Source organism: Oricola indica (genome assembly GCF_965227485.1).
Classification (GTDB): domain Bacteria; phylum Pseudomonadota; class Alphaproteobacteria; order Rhizobiales; family Rhizobiaceae; genus Oricola; species Oricola indica.
Map to the genome: position 1 here is coordinate 3,285,845 of NZ_OZ245747.1, position 18,613 is coordinate 3,304,457.

Consider the following 18,613-nt stretch of genomic DNA (forward strand, 5'->3'; position numbering starts at 1 on the left):
CCAGTTGAATTGGGCCCCTGCCGGAAGGCAGGGGCGGAAATTGACGGTCAGGCGGCCATCATGTTTTGGACAGGGCTGATGCCGGCGGCCTTGAACGCCTCCTCGATTTCGCGCTCGGCTGCCGCGCCGAGATCCTTCAGCGGCTCGCGGATCGTCGCATGGTCGAGCAGGCCGCGATAGCGCAGGCCGATCTTGAGGGCGACGGTGCCCTCCATGTGCGATCCACGGTGATAGACGGTGCGGGTGACCGGCAGGAGTTGTTCGAACACCTTGCGGGCAGCGGTGTAATCCTGCGCCTTGCCGGCCTTGATCAGGTCTATCAGCAGTTCCGGTGCGATGTTGCCGTAGCCGACGAGCAGACCGTCGACATCGAACATGGTGGGCAGAAGCCACTCGTCATGGCAGGACAGGATCTGCAGGTCGTGCTGGGCCTTCTTGAGTTCCGGGATCTCGACATACCAACGCTTCATGTTGCGAACGCCGTTCTTTGTCGCCACCACGCCCTCCTGGGCGGCAATCTCGATCTGCGTGTCGAGATCGTAACTTGCCTTGGTCGCATCGGGATACTGGAACAGAATGCACTGAAGCCCCGAATTTTCCCAGATCGCCTTGTAGCGGTCCTGCGGAGCCCCCTTCTGGAAACCGAAACGCAGCCAGCCATGGTTCGGATAAACGAGCGCGCCGGTTGCGCCGGCTTCGCGGCACTTCTTCGCCTCTTCGGCGGCAACCTTGGTGCCCTCGCCCGTGATGCCGGCGACGATCGGCACGTCGACAGCATCCGCGTAGGCGCGGATGAGTTCAAGGCGCTCGTCCATGGTCAGGAATGTACCCTCGCCGGCATGGCCGAGAATGACGAGGGATTTGACGTCGTCGAATGAGGCAAGCCATTTGGCGATGCGGACGTTGGCTTCGATGTCGAGATCGCCATTGCGCTTGAATGCGGTGACAGGTGCGGGGCTGAGACCGCGAAGATCCATGGTGGACATGTGCTTCTCCTCACTTTAGGATCGATAACGGGAACGTTCCCATTTATGTTCCACCGAATTCCACTTGCGGAAAGGGATCGTTTGTGGGAACGTTCCCATCTAGAACCTGACAGAACTGCGAGTCAAGAGAAAATGTTGACCCTTCGTAAATCCGACGCTGTCCGAGGAGGCGATCTTGGATCAGAAAACGGAAGCCGGTGACCGAAAAGGCCGGGTGACGATCCTTGATGTCGCGGCCGCGGCCGGCGTCTCCAAATCCACAGTCTCGCGGATCCTTGACGAAAGGCTGCCGCGCTCGGACAGCGAGACGGCGCGCAGGGTTCGCAAGGTTGCCGAGGAACTCGGCTACATTCGCGACGTCTCCGCCGCCAGCCTGCGCCGCGGACGGACGATGACCGTCGGCGTGATCGTGCCGCGGCTGACCGACACGGTCATGGCGATGCTCTACGAAGCCATCGCGCATGCGTGCGAGCGGACCGGCCAGTTTGCCATAGTCGCCACCACCGAAGACAAGCCGGATGCCGGGCGCGAGGCAGCCGAGACGCTGCTCAATCGCGGCGTGGACGGCCTTGTCCTCGCGACGTCCCGTCTCGATGACGACTTCCCGTCCGAATTGCAGGCGCGCGGCGTGAACTTCGTTCTGGCCCTTCGTACGGACGGAAAAAGTGCGTCCGCGATCGGCGACGATCGCCTGGGCGGCTATCTTGCCACGCGCCACCTCATCGACCTCGGGCATCGACGCATCGGACTGATCAGCGGCCCATCCTATGCCTCGAGCGCACGCGGACGCCTTTCAGGCTATATGGACGCGTTGTCTGAAGCAGGGATCGGTTTCGACGAAAAGCTGGTCGCCAAATCGACATTCGGAATCGATTCCGGAGCCGAGGCGGCCGAAAAACTCATGAGCCTGGAAGAGAGGCCGACGGCCATATTTGCAGTCAACGACAATACCGCCATCGGCGCGTTGTCGACACTGAGCCGAAAAGGTCTTTCGGTGCCGGAGGACATCTCTCTCGTCGGTTACAATGACGTTCCGATCGTCAGCAGCTTGCCGGTCCCGCTCACTTCCGTGCGCGTGCCATTCGACCAGATCGCCAGAGCGGCGCTCGATCTGCTGAGCAAGGATGCGGGCGGCAAGGCAGAGACAATAGTCGCCACGCCGACGCTATTTCCGCGCAGATCAACCGCCGGCCCGCCTGCAGCAAAGTGAAACGACGAATCGCCGAGATTCAGGAGAGCCACTCCATCGGACGGTCCGTTCCAGCGCGGGACTGAAGCGACCCTTTGTCGTCTGAATGTCCGATCTCGCCGTTCCCAGACCGGCTATTTGAATGTCCGCCTTCGGCCCCACTTTTGCCATCGCTGTGAGATGCTTCCAGGTCGGCGCCGAAAAGTTTCTCGCGGCGGCCGATTCGCGCCCTTATCCCGGCCGTTAAGGCAATCGCGTACACATAGTAAAAGCCAACATTGTCGATGGCGCAGCCCGAGCCGCGCATGAGTGCACCAAACTGTGCTCTCAGCTATGCGGTAACCGGAGGTTTGCCGCCGCGGATCACTCAGGCTTTGGCTAGCGTCTATCCAAGGGGAGCCGCATCATTCGGTTTGCCTAGGAGCAATTCTGCGCGGATCACGAAGCCGGTGAACTCCATCAGGTTCAGCGGCTGGTTCGTGACTGCTGGCATAGCGCAACCCTCTACCCCGTCCGGGTCCAGAAGCGGAATGAAGTGAGGGCTGATGGGGCGGGAGGACCGCACCTCCCCCCTATGGAGGTACATCGACCGAAGTTGATAGTGGTCCTTGAAAATGCGCTCGACGTTCGGCCCCAGGTGCCGGATCCCCAAGTCGACCACCCGCCTGGAGATCTTGTACACCGGCTGGCTGCACTTCGGACAAACAGCCGGTGAGGCCGAGGGCAGGTCGACCGCCTCAAGTGCAGACACGAAGAGGGCGGTGGAAACGTCGAGGCACTTCGGTACACGCCGAAAGAGCGTGAGCGCCTTGTGGAACATCCGCGCCGCACGCGTAACCCGATCCTCCGAGACAGGTCCTTCGAGCAGGCCGGTTAAAAACTTCAGTTGTGGTAATGTCAGCCTGAGGTGTCCGTCATCGATGGGAAAATCTTCCAGCCAGTCGGGCTTATCGAAGTACGAGTTCAGCGCCTCCTCAGACGCCGAGGTGCGGCCGCCAGCCCCGTTCACTCTCTCGAACGCGCAGTTGGTCATACAGGCGAGGACGTCCAGCAGACTCGGCAGGCGGCTGGCGAAATCGTAGTCGGCATCCGGCTTGTCGAATGCCCGAACAGTGATTCCGATCTCAGTATTTCCATTGTCGAGCGGACCGAAATACCAACCGTCCCCCCTGTAGTAACCCACCGGAATTCTGGGGAAGCTGGCGACTTGGGTAGAACACGAAATACGGATTGGCGTGCGCATTCGACCTACTGCTTCCTCCACACATTCGCGCAGGATTCCCTCGAGCAACGGGTGGATTGTCAAGATGGTTCCACGGGGCACGAATTCGATCGCCTTAATTACGCCGACCCGTGCGTACTGGATGCTTACGCCTACCCCGTCGGGAGAAGTCGAGCCCAAGGTCATCCAGCCGAACCCGATCCTCTGCCGGGGTCCATCCTTGTGGGGTGAATACTGCCAGCCGAGCTTGCCGAACCGCGCCCGGAGGCTCGCCCACAGGGCGCGTAAAAACAGGTTGGAATCCTGCTGTGACATGATCGGAAGCCCATCCACACGGAGGATTGGCAGTTTATCGAGTTCTTTGCCCCTATCAGTGCGCACGCGGTACTCCTGGACCCTGATAACGTGGCCGTTCCACAATGAGCCAGCAAAGCGAACCTAACTCAGCGCACCGCGGCTTGCGAGAAGTCCTTCGCTGGATGTCCTTAGACAAACAAAACTATGAGCAAAGTGATTACCGCTTAATACGAACGTCCGCTGTCTCGTCAGCGCCGCCCGGCTGCCGACAATCTACTCCCGGCCCCAAAGCGCCCCTATTCATTCCAGGGCAGCGCAGGCATTCCCCCTACCCCTCCGCGCGCATCCATGCCTTCAGCGCGCCGAAATCCCCGTGCTCGACATATTGCGCCACGCGCCGCCCCACCGCCGCGCCGAATTTGTAGCCGTGGCCGGAGCAGGCCGAGACGACAAGGCAGTTGTCCCGGCGGTCCACGAAGAAGCGTTCGTCCTCGGTGAAGGTGTAGGCGCAGGTCACGACGTCCGTCACGCGGTATTGCTCGATGTCGCGCATCGGCGGCGCGAACAGGTTGCGGACCGTCTCGCCCTCGCCCGCCACCGGCTCGCGGTTGGCGTCCGCGTCCGCGTTCTTCATCTTGTGCAGGCCCGAGCCGAATTTCAGCCCGCCGCCACCGGAGGGCGGCAGGATGTAGCCGTCCGTCTCGCCGCCGACATCGAGTACCACCGGCGCATGCGCCCAGGCCTCGGCCAGGTGTGACGGCGGATCGAGATAGACCACGGCGGTCCGGTAGGCCGCCAGGTCGGAGACGAGATCGGGGAACAGTTTGGTCACCCAGGCGCCGGCGGTGACGATCACCATATCGGCCTCGATCACCCGCCCGTCCTCCGTCGTCACGGCGGCGCGCGCCGGGTCGACTTCCCTCACCCGCATCGTCTGGCGCAGCGACACGCCATTGACCTGCAGCCATGCCGCAAGCCCAAACCCGATGCGCCGGCAATGCAGCGCGCCGCCCTCCGGCGAAACGAAGGCATAGCGGATCGTGTCCGGATCGAGGAAGGGAAACCGCTTCGCCGCCTCGCCGGGCTGCAGCACGTCGCAGGGCCAGCCGCCCTCGCGCAGGCCGTTCAGGTAATCCTCCGCCTCGTCGCCCGGCTCCCGGCTGACCGCCATGAACCCGCGCGGATCGAGGCAGGACTGGCCGAGATCGGCCCAGACTTCGTCCCACGCCTCATAGGCTTCGGTGATCGCCGTGCCGTAGCCGGAACCCGCGCCATAGGCGCGCCGGATGATACGATGATGGTCGCCGGACGCGCCCATCGGATTGGGGATGGTGCCCTGTTCGAACAGGATGACGCTGTGGCCCTGCTTGGCGAGCGCCCAGGCCGTCGAAAGACCGGCAATGCCTGCACCGACAACGGATATCTTCATGCTGCTGCCCTACAACCGGATCACATATTCCTTGCGCGTCGTTTCGACGACTTCCCACGTCCCGGCAAATCCCGGACGCAGGATGAAGCTGTCGCCCGCCTTCACGGTCATCGCCTCGCCGTCATCGCCGCGGATCACCGACACGCCTTCGAGGATATGGCAGAATTCCCATTCGTCATAGGCGATCCGCCATTTGCCGGGCGTCGCCTGCCAGATGCCGCAATAGAGCCCGTCGCGCTCCTCGACATTCCATGTCGTGAAGACGGGATCGCCGGAAATCACCTTCTCCGGCGACGGCCTTTCGGTCTCGGGCTGCGCGCCTTCGGGAACGACCGGCAGCATGTGCGGCCCGCTCAATGCCCTGTCCCCCGCATCAGCATACCTGCACACCGCATGCGGTGATCGTGAACTCTGTCGCCGGCTCCGTCCGCGCGCCGTCGAACTGGCGGCCGTCGCGGCACTGAGCGCGCGCCTCGAAGGTCTTGCGGCCGGCGAGTTCGTCTTCCTTGATGTTGAGGTAATATTCCACCGCGCATCCTTCATCGACGGCAAGCTGCGCCGCCAGCTGGTCCAGCCAGGCCGGGTCGGCCGACTGCGCCAGCGCCGGCGATACGCCCGCACTCAGGATAGCGAGGAAGAAGACGGCGCGCGCCGCCCGTCTGGAACGTGGCATGAGGGCCTCCACCGTTTGTGTTCGGTGGAAGCCTAGCCCAGGGCGCGCCGCATTCAATTGCGAAAGATCAATCAGGCGGTCTTGTCGAGCGCCTGGTCGATATCGGCAATGATGTCGGCGACATCTTCGATGCCGATCGACAGCCGGACGACATCGTTGCCGGCACCCGCCTTCTCCCGCTGCTCGTCCGTGAGCTGGCGGTGCGTGGTCGATGCCGGGTGGATCACCAGAGTGCGCGTGTCGCCGATATTGGCGAGATGCGAGATGATCTCCACGCCCTCGACGAACTTGACGCCCGCCTCGTAGCCGCCCTTGACGCCGAAGGTGAACACCGAGCCCGCGCCTTTCGGGCTGTAGCGCTTCTGCAGCGCGTTGTTGTGGTGCCCTTCGAGGCCGGAATACTCGACCCAGTCGACCTTCGGATGGTCCTTGAGATGCTTGGCGACGGCGAGCGCATTGTCGCAATGGCGCTGCATGCGAAGCGCCAGCGTCTCGATCCCGGTCAGGATCAGGAAAGCGTTCATCGGCGCGATCGCCGGGCCGAGGTCGCGCAGGCCGAGCACGCGGCAGGCGATGGCGAAGGAGAAGTTGCCGAAGGTCTCGTGCAGGACAACGCCGCCATATTCGTCACGCGGCGTCGACAGCATCGGGTACTTGTCGGAGGCCGACCAGTCGAAGGTGCCGCCGTCGACGATCACGCCGCCCATCGAGTTGCCGTGTCCGCCGAGGAACTTGGTCAGCGAATGGACGACGATGTCGGCGCCGTGTTCGAACGGGCGCACGAGATAGGGCGAGGCCATCGTGTTGTCGACGATGAGCGGAATGCCGGCATCATGGGCGATCTTGGCCATCGCCTCGATGTCGGTCACGAAACCGGCCGGGTTGGCGAAGCTCTCGATGAACAGCGCCTTGGTGCGCTCGTCGATCTGCGAGGCGATCGTTTCGGGATCGTCGACATCGGCCCAGCGGACTTCCCAGCCGAAATTCTTGAAGGAATGGCCGAACTGGTTGATCGAACCGCCATAGAGACGCCGCGCCGCGATGAAATTGTCGCCCGCGGTCATCAGCGTGTGGAACACGATCATCTGCGCCGCGTGGCCCGATGCGACCGCAAGCGCCGCCGTGCCGCCCTCGAGCGCGGCCAGCCGCTCCTCGAGCACCGCCTGGGTCGGGTTCATGATGCGGGTGTAGATATTGCCGAAGGCCTGCAGGCCGAACAGCGACGCCGCATGGTCGGTGTCGTTGAAGACATAGGCGGTGGTCTGGTAGATCGGCGTGGTCCGCGCCCCTGTCGCCGGGTCCGGCTGGGCGCCGGAGTGAATGGCCAAAGTGTCGAAACCGGGTACTCGCTGGGACATGATCCCCTCCTCCTGAACGAATGTGCCTGATCTTTTGGCCGAGTGGCGGACGCCTGTCAAAGCGGATTTCAAAAGCAAACGGCCCCCTGGCGGGATTTCCATACCCGCAAGCGGCTCCATCCGGGAAAACGAATCCCGGCCGTTTTCGGGACTGCCTATTTGTTCCGGATGCCGAAGCTCTGGAAGCCGGCGCGGACTTCCGGCCGGCGCGCCGAAATCGTCTTCGAGTTTACGCCGCTCCAGCCGATTTCCCCCGACAGGCGGCCATATTCGATCTTCGGGCAGCGGTTCATCACGACATCGATACCGGCCGCCTCCAGTCGCGCCGCGCTGTCGTCGTCGCGTACGGTCAATTGCATCCAGACGACTTTCGGCAGCGGCTCCATGGCGAGCACCTCGTCGGTGATGCCCGGCACCGCCGCGGACGCGCGGAACACATCCACCATGTCGACCGGCTCTGGAAGCTCGGCGAGCGACGCGTAGGTCATGCGCCCGAGGATCTCCCTGCCCGCATGTCCCGGATTGATCGGGAAGACGGCGAACCCCTTGTCCATCATGTATTTCATGACGAAAAAGCTCGGCCGCACCTCCTTGGCCGACGCGCCAACGATCGCGACCGATTTCACACTGGTCAGGATGGAACGGATATAATCGTCGCTGTAGTGATCGTGGTCCATGGCGCGCCCTGTCATTTGCCGCCCCATATCATTCCGGAGCGGCGCTGTCTCCGGCGCGTTTTGTCTCGCACCATTGCGCGACGCTGCGAAGGTCGTTTTCCATAGCGGCGGAAACCGATTTCTTCATCAGCGGCACCAGCACACGCGCCAGCAGGCTTTTCGGCGTCGCGGTCATCTCCGCGCCGATCACGGATCCGTCTTCCGCCGGCCGCACCGTGAAGACCGTATCCCATTCGGCCCCACCGGCCTGCAGGACGAGCCGCACGCACTCGTTCGGCACATACTCCGTCACCTCGATCTCGGTCGAATAGTCCCGCCCGCCCATGCGTCGCGTCTCGCAGAACCGCGTGCCGACGCCGCTCCGGGTCTCGCCCAGATACTCGACCGAGACGATGTCCGGCACCGCCTGCCTGAAATTCTCGATATGGGCGATCGTGTCGAAAACCATATCGACGGGCGCATCGACGTGACGCTGGAGGACGATATTCATAGTGGACCAGACTTCATGGCAGACCAGAATAAGCGCGCGCGGAAACGCCGCCAATCACTTTGCCGTCATTGTTCCTTGGCCGTCATTGCTCCTTGCGGATCGCGACCGCGCTGATACGCCAGCCCTGATCGGTCCTCGCGAAACAGACATGGTTCGCCAGATAGGGGATCAGAGGCCCTCCGCCGAACCCCATCTGGACAAAGTCGCCGACGCCCTCCGGCGTTACGAGATAGCCCCAGCAGCAAGAGCGGATCTGCGGCGCGTCCGCATCGACATAGAGCAGTTGCCCAAGCTCCCAGCCGCGAAGCGCGCCGCCACGAAAGAAACGGGTCTCGGCGGGTGTCTGGCGCGCAACGCCCCAATCGGAGGCCACGGTCCCGGTGTCCTCCAGAAGTGCCGTCATGTCCGCATAGGCCAGTTTTTCGAACGTCCCCGTACAGACTTCGCCGCTGAGCGACGAATTCGGGGCGACCAGCCCGTCCTCCAGCAAGGCCTTCAGCACGTGGCCCGCGTGCATCTCCGCGCCGCGGTCGGTCGCCGGTTCGTCATACACGGCCCGGCCGATTGCCTTCATCGCTTCGGCGCGCGGCAATCGCGCCACCGGCACGAAACGATCGTCCTCGACAAGGTCGGGCGGGCCGACGAACAGGGTCACCTCGTCTGCCAGCACGTCGCCGAAACCCATCGGCGTCGCGTTTCCCGCCGCGACATTCGCTCCGCCGTGCCACATCACGTCGCGGGCGCGCTCGATGAAGGTCAGGAGGTCCGGTTCGACAGGGCCGTGATCGGCCAGGATGATACGGTCGTAGGACGCGCGCGGATCGCCGGCCGCCGTGTTGGTGATGCCTGTCGTCGCGACAATCAGGGCCGCGCCGAGCGCGATACTGACTGCGCGGCGCGTCATGGCGTGCGGTATCCGACCGCATCGATCTTCCAGGCGCCCTCCTCGTCGCGGCCGAAACAGACATGGCTGTTCAAGTAGGGCCGCAGCAGCGGGTCGTAGACCGAGCGGCTGACATATCCGCCGGTGCGATCCGGCTTCTGCACGTAGTCCCAGCAGCAGTTTTCAGGCCGCTCCTTGTCGCTGTCCACATAGAGCAACTGGCCGAGCTTCCATTCGAACGGTCCCGTCCGGCCCATGAAGCCCGCCTCTTCCCAGGGGAACGCCGCGATCCGCCAGTCCGATTCGAAAGTGTCGGTCCGCTCCACCAGCGAACGCATCTCCTCGTCGTCCAGCTTGCCGAAGGCCGATGTGCACATCGCGCCGTTCATCCACGGATTGGGCCCGACGAAGCCGTTTTCCAGCAATTCGCGCAATTCGCGCGCGCCGCGCGCCTTTTCCTGCGACAGCGGGAGGCGGTTGTAGCCGGCAAATTCGCCGAACTCGCCGATGAAACGCCAGCCGGCATATTCCTCCACAAGGTCGAAATTGTCGCCGGCGGTCAGTTCCACAGCCCCGACATAGAGCCGCACACCATCCGCCATATGTTCCTCGAGCCTGCGCTCCTTCTTGATATCCAGCTTCTCGCCGAGAAAGGTCGCGCTGATGGCGCTCTTGATGAAGGCCTGCAGATCTTCGGGCGGAGGCGGCGGCAATTCGATCAGGATTTCGGGGTAGTCCACGGGCTCCGCCAATGCGGGCTCGACCGCGCCCAGTCCGCATGTGAGCGCCACCCACGCCCCCGCCACCTGTCGGCACGCATGGCCGACCCCGCGAAAAACACCCATCGCCATCCCCTGTTTTCAACCCCGGCGGGAAGCGAGTGTAAACGCGATTACGGCAGATCCATGAACCCATCGGCGTTGTTGGCCATGAAGGGGTTGTAGGCCAGTTCCCACAGATGGCCGTCCGGATCGGCGAAATAGCCGGAATAGCCGCCCCAGAAGACCTTCTCAGGCTTCTTCACCTCGGTCGCTCCGCAGGAAAGCGCATGCGCGAAGGCTTCGTCCACTTCGGCTTCGCTGCCGAGATTGTGCCCCAGCGTCACCGCGCGAAAACCAGATCCCGCTTCCTCGATACCCGCATCGACGGCCAGCGCGGCGCGGCCGAACAGTCCAAGCACCGTCCCCTTCATCCTGAAGAAGGTCACGCTCTCCTGCGAGACCGAGGATTTCTCGAAACCGAGCTTCTGGTAAAATTCGGTCGAGGCCACCAGATCGGCGACACCGAGCGTGATCATGGAAATGCGGGGATCGAAACTCATGGAATTTCCTTACATGAACAAATCGGGAACACTCTAGGCGACGGAATCGGCAAAGGCAAGCGTTCAGGCAGCGCGAGAAGCCCTCAAAGGGCAATCGCCGTTTCGTCCTTCGCCGTCCGGATGACCATCATGGTGAAGAAGCGCGCGATATTGGTCTGATCGCGGAAAAGCCGGTCGCACAACGCGTCATATTCCTCCATGTCGCGCAGGCGCAAGACGAGCACGACATCGGTCTCGCCCGTCACCGCATAGGCTTGCGAAACCGCTTCCTCCTCAACCGCCAGGTCGAGGAATTTCCGCATGTGCTGCTCCCCGTGCAGCTTGAGTTCCACGGTCACCAGCGCCTTGATCACCCGGCCGGATCTTGCCGGGTTCAGGATGGCGACGACCCGGTCGATGATCCCCTGACCGCGAAGCTTTCGGATGCGCCGCAAGCAACTGGAGGGCGAAAGGCCCACCTCGTCGGCCATATCGGCATTCGTGCGCGACGCATCGCGCTGCATCAGGTTCAAGAGCTTTCGGTCGATCCGGTCCATGTTCGCGGTCTCCATCTCGAAATCCGTATGCAATAAAGTTGCACAGAACTGCAATCTTTGACCACAAATGCGACTCGTGTCGCGGTAGCTGATGGGAGCAATCTCGATGGAGTCCCGCCAATGCCGTTCCTGCTGTCCGCCATGCGCACAACGCGCGAAACGATCGAAGTCTACTGGCTCCTCGTCCGCATCATGGTTCCGATCACGATCCTGGCGGAGGCGCTGTCGCGCATCGGAGCAATCGAGGCGGTCGCGCCGGCCTTTGCGCCCGTCATGCATGCGCTTGGGCTGCCGGCGGAACTGGGGCTGGCGTGGCTGACAGGCATGCTCGTCGGCGTCTGGGGCGCCGTGCCGTTGGTCTTCACGCTCGTTCCTGCCGGCGCGATGAGCGTGGCGGACATCACCGTCTTCTCGGCGCTCGTCCTTTTCGCCCATGGTCTGCCCATCGAGCAGAAGATCATCCGTCAAGCGGGCCCGGCCATGGCCGTGACCACGCTGCTGCGCATCGCCGGCGGGCTGCTCTATGCCTTCCTGCTGCACGGCCTGCTCGCCGCCACGGGATGGTTGTCGTCGCCGCTCGATCCGGTCTGGATACCGATGAGTGCGACACCCGGCTGGCCCGAATTCCTGATCGGTCTCGCCGAAAGCCTCGCCTGGATGTTCGTGATCCTGCTGGGCCTTTCCCTCGGGCTTCAGCTTCTGAAGGCAACGGGAATTCTAGGCCTGATGATGAAGGCGCTGTCACCGTTCTTGAGGCTCATCGGCATCAAGGGCGAGGCCGAACACCTGACCGCCATCGGCCTTTTCCTGGGCATATCCTACGGCGCCGGCCTGCTGATCCGCGAGGCGCGGTCGGGCGCGATATCGCCGCGCCAGATCTTCCTGTCCTGCGTTTTCATGGGCTTCGCGCACAGCGTGATCGAGGACACGCTGATCGTCATGGCGCTTGGCGCGGATTTCGCCGGCATCCTCGTCGGGCGGCTGATCTTCGCCTTCGCTGCAGTCGCGGCCATAGCCGCGTTCCTGCGGGGCCTGCCGGACGAAACCTTTCACAGATGGATATTCCGATCCGGTGCTCCCGCCAGTGCCGACCGGAACCTCACGGATACGGCCGATGCCTAGAGAGCGGACGGGCGTAGCGGCATGCCCTTCAGCTTGAATCGGCCAGCCCGAGCTGCCGCACAAGAGTGGCGCTGTCATAATAGTCACGTCCCTCGACGACCATTCCGTCCTTGACGCGCATCACCGAGCAATAGCGGACTTCCGCCCGTTTTCCCGTCGGCGCGAACTCCCCGAGGCTAGACCGCAATATCCCGGTGTGCGTGCCGCTATTGCGAAACTCGACAATCGCCCATTCGCCGCATTGGCTGATGATGACGTTTTCGACTTTGCACAACCCGTCCGGGAAGGCCTCGCGCCAGCGATGGTAGTCGGCCTTGTAGGCGGCCTTTCCCGGGAGTTTCTCGCCACGGGCGATGTCTTCGAAATCGCAATCCTCGGCGATCACTTCCGCGCCGCGATCGGGGTCTCGCATATCCCAGGATTCATGAAACTGGCGCACGATTTTCTCGGTGGGATGCATTTATAACCTCTCCACTTCGCTGCGACGGATCCCGGTCGTGGCCGGGCCTTACTGTTTTGCCGGTCCGCTGCCACATCGGGGAATGGGACGACCGCGAGTGGCATACCCGATAAACATGGCTATTTCGTCAGCACGTGGTGCGTCCGGCACGCATAGCGTCATCGTATCGAAATGGTCGAACGACCAGGGATCGTCCTTGTGGCCAAGCGGCATATCGATCGAGTCGCCGATGCCGCCGAGTTTCACATTGGAGGGAATCACCGCCAGACCACCATGAGCGGCGGCCCGCATGGGCGCCCCCAATCTGGGGTGAATGACCGCTCCGCCATGCTCCATATCGCCCGCCGCGCCAACAATTGCCGCCTTGCCATAGGACACGGCCGGTCCATCGAGCATCGCGACAGCCTGTTGCGCAAGCTGCTGCCCCAATAAGGCTCCGATCTCGAAAAGAGCAGACAGATCAGGCTCAAAACGGCCAGCTAACGGGTTGCGGAATACTGCGGACACCGCGACACGCGAAACGGGTTCGCACGGTTCGCCGAAGGAATCTGCAGTGATCAGCTCTCTTGTGAAGACTGTTTTGCGCGGCTCTACCATGACGCAACGTTAGCAGCCATCGAAGCCTCCACCAATGCAAATCGCATCCCCATAGAGGGGCAAGCGCCTACTCGCCCTTCCACTCCGGCTTGCGCTTCTGCAGGAAGGCGCCGATGCCCTCTTCCGCGTCGCGGAACAGCATGTTTTCCACCATCACATTGGCGCAATAGTCATAAGCGTCCGACAGGCTCATCTCGGCCTGATGGTAGAATGCCTCCTTGCCGGTCTTCAGCGTCAAAGGCGATTTGGAAGCAATGACTTCGGCGTATTTGTTGACAACCTGATTCAAGTATTCCTTCGGCACGATCCGGTTGACCAGGCCGTATTCCTTGGCGCTCGATGCGTCGATGGTCTCGCCGGTCAAGAGCATCTCCATCGCCTGCTTGCGGTGGACGTTGCGGGTCAGCGCCACCATCGGGGTCGAGCAGAACAGGCCGATATTGACGCCCGGCGTCGCGAAGGAGGACGTATCCGTGCAGATGGCGAGATCGCAGCTCGCCACCAGCTGGCAGCCGGCGGCCGTCGCCAGTCCGTCCACCTCTGCGATCACCGGCTTGGGCAGCGTGACGATCGTCTGCATCAGGTCGGCGCACAGGCGCATCGTCTTTTCGAAGAACGCCCTGCCCCGGTCCTCGTCGGCGCGGTGCAGGGTCATCTCCTTCAGGTCGTGCCCGGCGGAAAACACCTTGCCGGCCGCCGCGATCACGATGACACGCACATCGGCATTGTCGCGCGCCGCGCCGAGCGCGGCCATCAATGCCTCCATCGTGGCGATCGACAGCGCATTGGCCGGCGGGTTGGCGAGCGTCAGCCGCAGGACGGGTCCGGTCAGATCCTGCGTGACGGGCGGCGTATCGACGAGTGCGGGTGCGGCGGACATGCGTATTCCTTCGGCTGGCATGGACTTGACGGTAAACTACCAGCCGGGCAAACCCGGCGGCAAGACAGATCGTCCACAGCAATTCGTTCAGGCCCGGCCATGTCCAATCCGCCCACCCCGATCGTCTCGGTCGAAGATCTCGAAAACTTCATGGAGACCGAGTTCTCGCAGGTCTATCTGGACGGGCGCATCTATTCGATCACCGATCTGCGCCCCGGCGTCCTGACGATGCGGCTCGACCCGACCGAGCGCCACCTGCGCCCCGGCGGCACCGTCTCCGGCCCGTCCCTGTTCACGCTGGCCGATTATGCGGCGTATTGCGTCATCCTCGCCCATATCGGCCTGAAGGGGCTGTCGGTCACCACCAGCTTCCATATCGACTTCATGCGCAAGGCCGAGCCGGGCCCGGTCTATTGCGCCGCGAAGCTCCTGAAACTCGGCAAACGTCTGGTGGTCGTCGAGATATCGATCACCGACGAAAAAGACGAGCTGATCGCCCACGGCTCCTGCACCTACTCGATTCCGCCGCGCTAGACACGGAACCGACCGGCCGCACGACCGGGCCGGGCGGCGGCTTTGAGCCCAAAACCTGCCAAATGCCGCCGTATAATGAATAGCTGCTCTGGTGCGCTGCGCGGTACAGGAAGCTCCGACCAGAGCCGCTCTCAAGAATGACCAAGCCTAATCCTGAGTTGCCAGGCGATCTGCGAGTTTGTCGAAGGCTTGGTTCCAACCACCTTCGCCCGCAGACCCTTCGGGCACACCGACATGGGCCATCGTCATCACGGTCTTTCCATCGACTTCCTTCAGCTCGATAATCACCTCGGTGATGTCGGGTGTGCCTTCTGGCATTCCCATGCTTTGCGGCGAGATTATCGTGCCGTCCTCAGAGGCCGTCCTGAAACTCGGGGCGAGGCTGGATGGCCGGTCCCGAATGTGATTCCAAACGGTTGTCAAAGCCAGTTTGGAGAGCCTCATGTGGACACCGGCCACCCGGCGGCAGCATAGCCGCGATCATCTGCGTTATGGAAGCGATCTGAGTGATGCGGAATGGGAAATTCTCGCCCCTTTCATGCCGGCGCCGGCAAGGACCGGCCGGCCGCGTCAATGGCCGATGCGCGAGATCATGAACGCCATCTTCTATGTGCTGCGGGGTGGCATCGCCTGGCGGCTTCTGCCCAAGGACTTCCCGCCGATGACGACGGTCTATGGCTGGTTCCTGCGCTTCCGCCGCGAAGGTCTGTTCCAGACAATCAATCACCACCTTGTCATGACCGATCGAGAACGGACCGGACGTGAGGCCAGTCCCTCGGCGGCGGTGATCGACAGCCAAAGCGTCAAGACCGTCGAGGCCGGCGGCCCCAGGGGCTTTGACGCTGGCAAGAAGATCAAAGGGCGCAAGCGCCACGCCATGGTCGATACCGATGGCCGGGCCTTGGTCATCCAGGCGCATCCGGCCGACATTCAGGATCGTGACGGTGCCGTCCCGCTGCTCAAGGCGTCACGACGATCCTTCCCTTTCGTCGAAATCACCTTCGCCGACAGCGCCTATGGCGCCCAGAGGGTCAAGGATGCAACATGCATCGCCATCGAGGTGGTCAAGAAGATCGCCAACCAGATCGGCTTCCACGTCCTGCCGCGCCGCTGGGTGGTCGAACGCACATTCGCCTGGATCAGTCGCAACCGACGGCTGGCCAAGGATTTCGAAGGCACCATCGCCTCCGCCGAGGTCTTCCTCTACGCCGCATCCGTCATGCTGCTCACACGACGACTGGCCCGGTCAGCATGAGTTTCGAGTCGGACTCTCAGTGCACATGCTTTCTGTATAGACAAGGCGCGATGGTCTGCGGACCTCCTTGTAAACTCCAGTGAACCACATCGACATCGTGCGTTCCGGCGAGGTCATCTTCATGCAAACCTTGCGAGTCCCACCGACGACAACATCCATTTCTGCTGTTGGAACTGACATCCCCATCGGCCCATACCATTTCTTGAACAGCTCTGGGTCAGTCCACATGGCCCAAACGTCTTCGATTGGCGCGTCAAACTCGCGCTTAATCTTTACCCAGCTTTGCTGATCACTCATGGCTTTTCCTTCATTGATTGCAAGACCCCGGCCATCGCATCAAAACGGGCCTCCCAGATGTCTCGATATTGATCGGTCCAATCGGCGACGACGCGCAAAGGGTCAGCATTCAGTTTGCAGGGCCGGAATTGTGCATCTTTCCCACGCGTGACCAAACCTGCTTTTTCCAAAACGCGGATGTGTTTCGATACGGCAGGGAGCGTCATATCGAACGGCTCGGCCAGCGCATTAACAGTGGCCTCCCCCTTGGCGAGATGCGCAAGAAGCGCCCTACGGGTTGGATTGGCCAATGCTGCGAATGTGGCGTCGAGTTGTTCGGACTTGGTCATATCCGTTTATTATACCACCTTGTTAATTAATCAAGTGGTATAATACGATGCCTGCTTCAGCCGCGGGTTGTTACTCCCGATTTTGACCAACCGAGCAGCCATTGCTGAAAAACTGCGATGGGCAGGTTTGTCCGCAAATCTGACATTCGGACCTGCTTCCAATTCTGCCATGGCAACCACCCAAAAGGGCCGGTTTCCTGCGCCGCGCGATTAAGCGGATCGACAGTCGAAACAACGCTCCACGTTCCTGACGGGAGCCGAGACCGCGTCCTTCAGCGGGACAGATCGCGAACCGGGCGAACATGCTCCTCGAACGGCACATGGCGGCGCCGGAAATTTGTGCCCTCGACGATTTCCGGCTTGCTGATCCGGTCCATCCGGAAGTGACGGAAATCGTCGCGCTGCGGATCCCACGCCACCAGATACCAGAGCGGTGGCAGGATCAGCATGGCTTGCGGCTCGACAGTCCGGCTGGACGTTGAGCCTTTCGCGTCGCGGTACCCGAAGCGTATGTGCAGCCGATCCAGGAACGCGGTTTCGAACGCGGGCAACAGCGCCGGGTCCAACGCGCCCATGTCCGAGATGTCCACCTGCGGCGCAAGCTCCCCGACATAAAGGCAGTCCAGGAACCGGCGCAGATCACGCAGCTTGTCCGACGGCAGAGCGCGCTCGATCTTGGCAAGTCCGGCATCCGCGAGGCCCGAAAAAGGCAGGCTCCCGGCCGCCCGCATCGATGCAACGCTGATCAGGAGCGCGAAGACTTCGGCGACCGACAGCCGCGCCGTGGCCTGAACCGATTGCGGATCGAGTTGCAGGCCGCCTCCGCGACCGGGTTCGGAATGTATGACGAAGCCCTCGTCGCGCAGTGCCCCGATGTCACGCAGCACCGTACGCCGCGACGCGCCGACCTCCCCTGCAAGTTCAGAGACTGTCGAAGTGCCGTTGCGGCGAAGGCTGCGCACGATGGCGTCTTGTCGGAGGCGAGCGTTCATATCGCAACTTTGACATTGAAAGGTGACAAAATTTGGCACCATTAGATCCTAGGCAGCAGGCTCCGAAACACACAGCAAGGAGAATGTGCAATGCCCGACATGATCGACTTCCCCGACCCCACCCTTGTCTCCGTCAACGGCATCGAACTCGAAGTCTTCGAGGCCGGCCGGGAAAACAAAGGGAAACCCATCGTCCTCTGCCACGGCTGGCCGGAGCATGCCTTTTCCTGGCGCCATCAGGTGCCTGCCCTTGCAGAGGCGGGCTATCACGTCATCGTCCCGAACCAGCGAGGCTATGGCAACTCGTCGCGTCCGGCGGACGTTGCCGCCTATGACATCACGCATCTGACCGGCGATCTCGCCGCGCTTCTCGATCACTACGGCTATGAGAACGCCGTGTTCGTCGGCCATGACTGGGGCGCGATGGTCGTCTGGGGGATGGCACTGTTGCACCCGGACCGCGTCGACAAGCTGATCAATCTGAGCCTGCCTTATCAGGAACGCGGCGATGTCCCGTGGATCGAGCTTCTCGAGCAATTCCTTGGCAGCGACTATTACTTCGTCCACTTCAATCGCCAACCGGGTGTGGCGGACGCGGTTCTCGAGGCGAACACGTCCCGGTTCCTTTCCAATCTCTATCGCAAGAACCCGCCGCCCACGCCGCCCGAGCCGGGCATGATGATGATCAATCTCGCCAAGGCGCAAACCGCGCCCGGCGACCCCGTGATGAGCCCCGGCGACCTGGCGGTCTATGTCTCGGCCTTCGAGACATCGGGTTTCACGCCCGGCATCAACTGGTATCGGAATCTCGATCGAAACTGGCACCTGCTCGCGGATGTCGACCCGATCATCCAGCACCCGGCCCTGATGATATATGGGGACAGGGACGTTATTCCGAAATTCGAGCGACTGACCGATTTCGTGCCCAATGCCGATGTGATCGCTCTCGATTGCGGTCACTGGATTCAGGAGGAAATGCCGGTCGAAACAACCCGGGCAATCCTGGAATGGCTCGCCCGGCAGGAGGTATCCTAGTCCGTCGAGATGGCAGCCCTCACCGGGCTGCCGGCTTTGCCCGCTCCATTG

General features: G+C 62.3%; 24 protein-coding genes. 5 read left to right on the forward strand and 19 right to left on the reverse strand.

The features are described 5' to 3' along the window. Positions 1-47: 47 nt before the first annotated feature. On the reverse strand, positions 48-986 hold the full coding sequence (locus ACQK2M_RS16500) for a dihydrodipicolinate synthase family protein (RefSeq protein ID WP_425418684.1): 939 nt from the start codon (positions 984-986) through the stop codon (positions 48-50). 175 nt (positions 987-1,161) lie between these two features. On the opposite strand from ACQK2M_RS16500, the gene ACQK2M_RS16505 reads away from it, so the two are divergent. Then, entirely contained in the window at positions 1,162-2,196 is a 1,035-nt protein-coding gene (locus tag ACQK2M_RS16505; RefSeq protein WP_425418685.1) for a LacI family DNA-binding transcriptional regulator, read from the forward strand. A gap of 364 nt (positions 2,197-2,560) precedes the next feature. Here ACQK2M_RS16505 and ACQK2M_RS16510 read toward each other — a convergent pair whose 3' ends face one another. The 11 genes from ACQK2M_RS16510 to ACQK2M_RS16560 all read right to left on the reverse strand — a co-directional run bounded on the left by ACQK2M_RS16510 (position 2,561) and on the right by ACQK2M_RS16560 (position 11,061). Then, positions 2,561-3,712: a hypothetical protein gene (locus ACQK2M_RS16510; protein ID WP_425418686.1), complete on the reverse strand. Its 1,152-nt coding sequence runs from the start codon at positions 3,710-3,712 to the stop codon at positions 2,561-2,563. A gap of 310 nt (positions 3,713-4,022) precedes the next feature. Beyond that, positions 4,023-5,123: an NAD(P)/FAD-dependent oxidoreductase gene (locus ACQK2M_RS16515; RefSeq protein ID WP_425418687.1), complete on the reverse strand. Its 1,101-nt coding sequence runs from the start codon at positions 5,121-5,123 to the stop codon at positions 4,023-4,025. A gap of 9 nt (positions 5,124-5,132) precedes the next feature. Next, complete coding sequence (locus ACQK2M_RS16520) at positions 5,133-5,465, reverse strand: cupin domain-containing protein (protein ID WP_425420064.1); 333 nt, start codon at positions 5,463-5,465, stop codon at positions 5,133-5,135. Between the two features lie 31 nt (positions 5,466-5,496). Then, positions 5,497-5,796, reverse strand: a complete 300-nt coding sequence (locus tag ACQK2M_RS16525) for a hypothetical protein (protein ID WP_425418688.1) — start codon at positions 5,794-5,796, stop codon at positions 5,497-5,499. 71 nt (positions 5,797-5,867) lie between these two features. Beyond that, a complete protein-coding gene (locus ACQK2M_RS16530) occupies positions 5,868-7,154 on the reverse strand; it encodes an O-acetylhomoserine aminocarboxypropyltransferase (protein ID WP_425418689.1) in 1,287 nt (428 codons plus the stop codon). A 155-nt stretch (positions 7,155-7,309) separates the two neighbouring features. Continuing rightward, on the reverse strand, positions 7,310-7,831 hold the full coding sequence (locus ACQK2M_RS16535; RefSeq protein ID WP_425420065.1) for a CoA-binding protein: 522 nt from the start codon (positions 7,829-7,831) through the stop codon (positions 7,310-7,312). A 28-nt stretch (positions 7,832-7,859) separates the two neighbouring features. Then, complete coding sequence (locus ACQK2M_RS16540) at positions 7,860-8,321, reverse strand: SRPBCC family protein (protein WP_425418690.1); 462 nt, start codon at positions 8,319-8,321, stop codon at positions 7,860-7,862. Between the two features lie 82 nt (positions 8,322-8,403). Continuing rightward, a complete protein-coding gene (locus ACQK2M_RS16545) occupies positions 8,404-9,225 on the reverse strand; it encodes a hypothetical protein (RefSeq protein ID WP_425418691.1) in 822 nt (273 codons plus the stop codon). After that, complete coding sequence (locus ACQK2M_RS16550; protein WP_425418692.1) at positions 9,222-10,049, reverse strand: hypothetical protein; 828 nt, start codon at positions 10,047-10,049, stop codon at positions 9,222-9,224. The genes ACQK2M_RS16545 and ACQK2M_RS16550 overlap by 4 nt, the downstream gene beginning before the upstream one ends. 47 nt (positions 10,050-10,096) lie before the next feature. Then, entirely contained in the window at positions 10,097-10,525 is a 429-nt protein-coding gene (locus ACQK2M_RS16555) for a VOC family protein (protein ID WP_425418693.1), read from the reverse strand. An 83-nt stretch (positions 10,526-10,608) separates the two neighbouring features. Then, positions 10,609-11,061: an Lrp/AsnC family transcriptional regulator gene (locus ACQK2M_RS16560; protein WP_425420066.1), complete on the reverse strand. Its 453-nt coding sequence runs from the start codon at positions 11,059-11,061 to the stop codon at positions 10,609-10,611. Positions 11,062-11,181: 120 nt separating this feature from the next. On the opposite strand from ACQK2M_RS16560, the gene ACQK2M_RS16565 reads away from it, so the two are divergent. Beyond that, on the forward strand, positions 11,182-12,183 hold the full coding sequence (locus tag ACQK2M_RS16565) for a nucleoside recognition domain-containing protein (RefSeq protein ID WP_425418694.1): 1,002 nt from the start codon (positions 11,182-11,184) through the stop codon (positions 12,181-12,183). A 28-nt stretch (positions 12,184-12,211) separates the two neighbouring features. Here ACQK2M_RS16565 and ACQK2M_RS16570 read toward each other — a convergent pair whose 3' ends face one another. From ACQK2M_RS16570 to ACQK2M_RS16580, 3 genes are all read right to left on the reverse strand, one after another. Next, on the reverse strand, positions 12,212-12,643 hold the full coding sequence (locus ACQK2M_RS16570; protein ID WP_223476774.1) for an ester cyclase: 432 nt from the start codon (positions 12,641-12,643) through the stop codon (positions 12,212-12,214). A 48-nt stretch (positions 12,644-12,691) separates the two neighbouring features. Next, positions 12,692-13,240 carry an amino acid synthesis family protein gene (locus ACQK2M_RS16575; RefSeq protein ID WP_425418695.1) on the reverse strand — a complete coding sequence of 183 codons (549 nt, stop codon included), beginning with the start codon at positions 13,238-13,240 and terminating at the stop codon, positions 12,692-12,694. Between the two features lie 67 nt (positions 13,241-13,307). Next, on the reverse strand, positions 13,308-14,120 hold the full coding sequence (locus tag ACQK2M_RS16580; protein ID WP_425418696.1) for an enoyl-CoA hydratase: 813 nt from the start codon (positions 14,118-14,120) through the stop codon (positions 13,308-13,310). Positions 14,121-14,219: 99 nt separating this feature from the next. On the opposite strand from ACQK2M_RS16580, the gene ACQK2M_RS16585 reads away from it, so the two are divergent. Then, the gene (locus ACQK2M_RS16585) at positions 14,220-14,654 is read left to right on the forward strand and encodes a PaaI family thioesterase (RefSeq protein WP_425418697.1); all 435 of its coding nucleotides are present in this window, start codon (positions 14,220-14,222) and stop codon (positions 14,652-14,654) included. A gap of 147 nt (positions 14,655-14,801) precedes the next feature. Here ACQK2M_RS16585 and ACQK2M_RS16590 read toward each other — a convergent pair whose 3' ends face one another. Continuing rightward, positions 14,802-15,098 carry an SRPBCC family protein gene (locus ACQK2M_RS16590; RefSeq protein ID WP_425418698.1) on the reverse strand — a complete coding sequence of 99 codons (297 nt, stop codon included), beginning with the start codon at positions 15,096-15,098 and terminating at the stop codon, positions 14,802-14,804. Here ACQK2M_RS16590 and ACQK2M_RS16595 point away from each other — a divergent pair. Next, positions 15,097-15,909: an IS5 family transposase gene (locus ACQK2M_RS16595; RefSeq protein ID WP_425416307.1), complete on the forward strand. Its 813-nt coding sequence runs from the start codon at positions 15,097-15,099 to the stop codon at positions 15,907-15,909. The two genes, ACQK2M_RS16590 and ACQK2M_RS16595, sit on opposite strands and share 2 nt — an antisense overlap. On the opposite strand, the gene ACQK2M_RS16600 is transcribed toward ACQK2M_RS16595, so the two are convergent. The 3 genes from ACQK2M_RS16600 to ACQK2M_RS16610 form a co-directional block, all read right to left on the reverse strand. Beyond that, positions 15,901-16,206 (reverse strand): SRPBCC family protein, encoded by a 306-nt coding sequence (locus ACQK2M_RS16600; RefSeq protein WP_425418699.1) that lies wholly within the window; start codon positions 16,204-16,206, stop codon positions 15,901-15,903. The two genes, ACQK2M_RS16595 and ACQK2M_RS16600, sit on opposite strands and share 9 nt — an antisense overlap. Beyond that, entirely contained in the window at positions 16,203-16,535 is a 333-nt protein-coding gene (locus tag ACQK2M_RS16605; RefSeq protein ID WP_425418700.1) for an ArsR/SmtB family transcription factor, read from the reverse strand. Before ACQK2M_RS16605 ends, ACQK2M_RS16600 begins: the two co-directional genes overlap by 4 nt. A gap of 272 nt (positions 16,536-16,807) precedes the next feature. Beyond that, a complete protein-coding gene (locus ACQK2M_RS16610; RefSeq protein WP_425418701.1) occupies positions 16,808-17,527 on the reverse strand; it encodes a helix-turn-helix transcriptional regulator in 720 nt (239 codons plus the stop codon). Positions 17,528-17,617: 90 nt separating this feature from the next. Between ACQK2M_RS16610 and ACQK2M_RS16615 the strand changes: the two genes are divergently transcribed. Further along, entirely contained in the window at positions 17,618-18,562 is a 945-nt protein-coding gene (locus tag ACQK2M_RS16615) for an alpha/beta fold hydrolase (protein WP_425418702.1), read from the forward strand. Positions 18,563-18,613 lie beyond the last annotated feature (51 nt).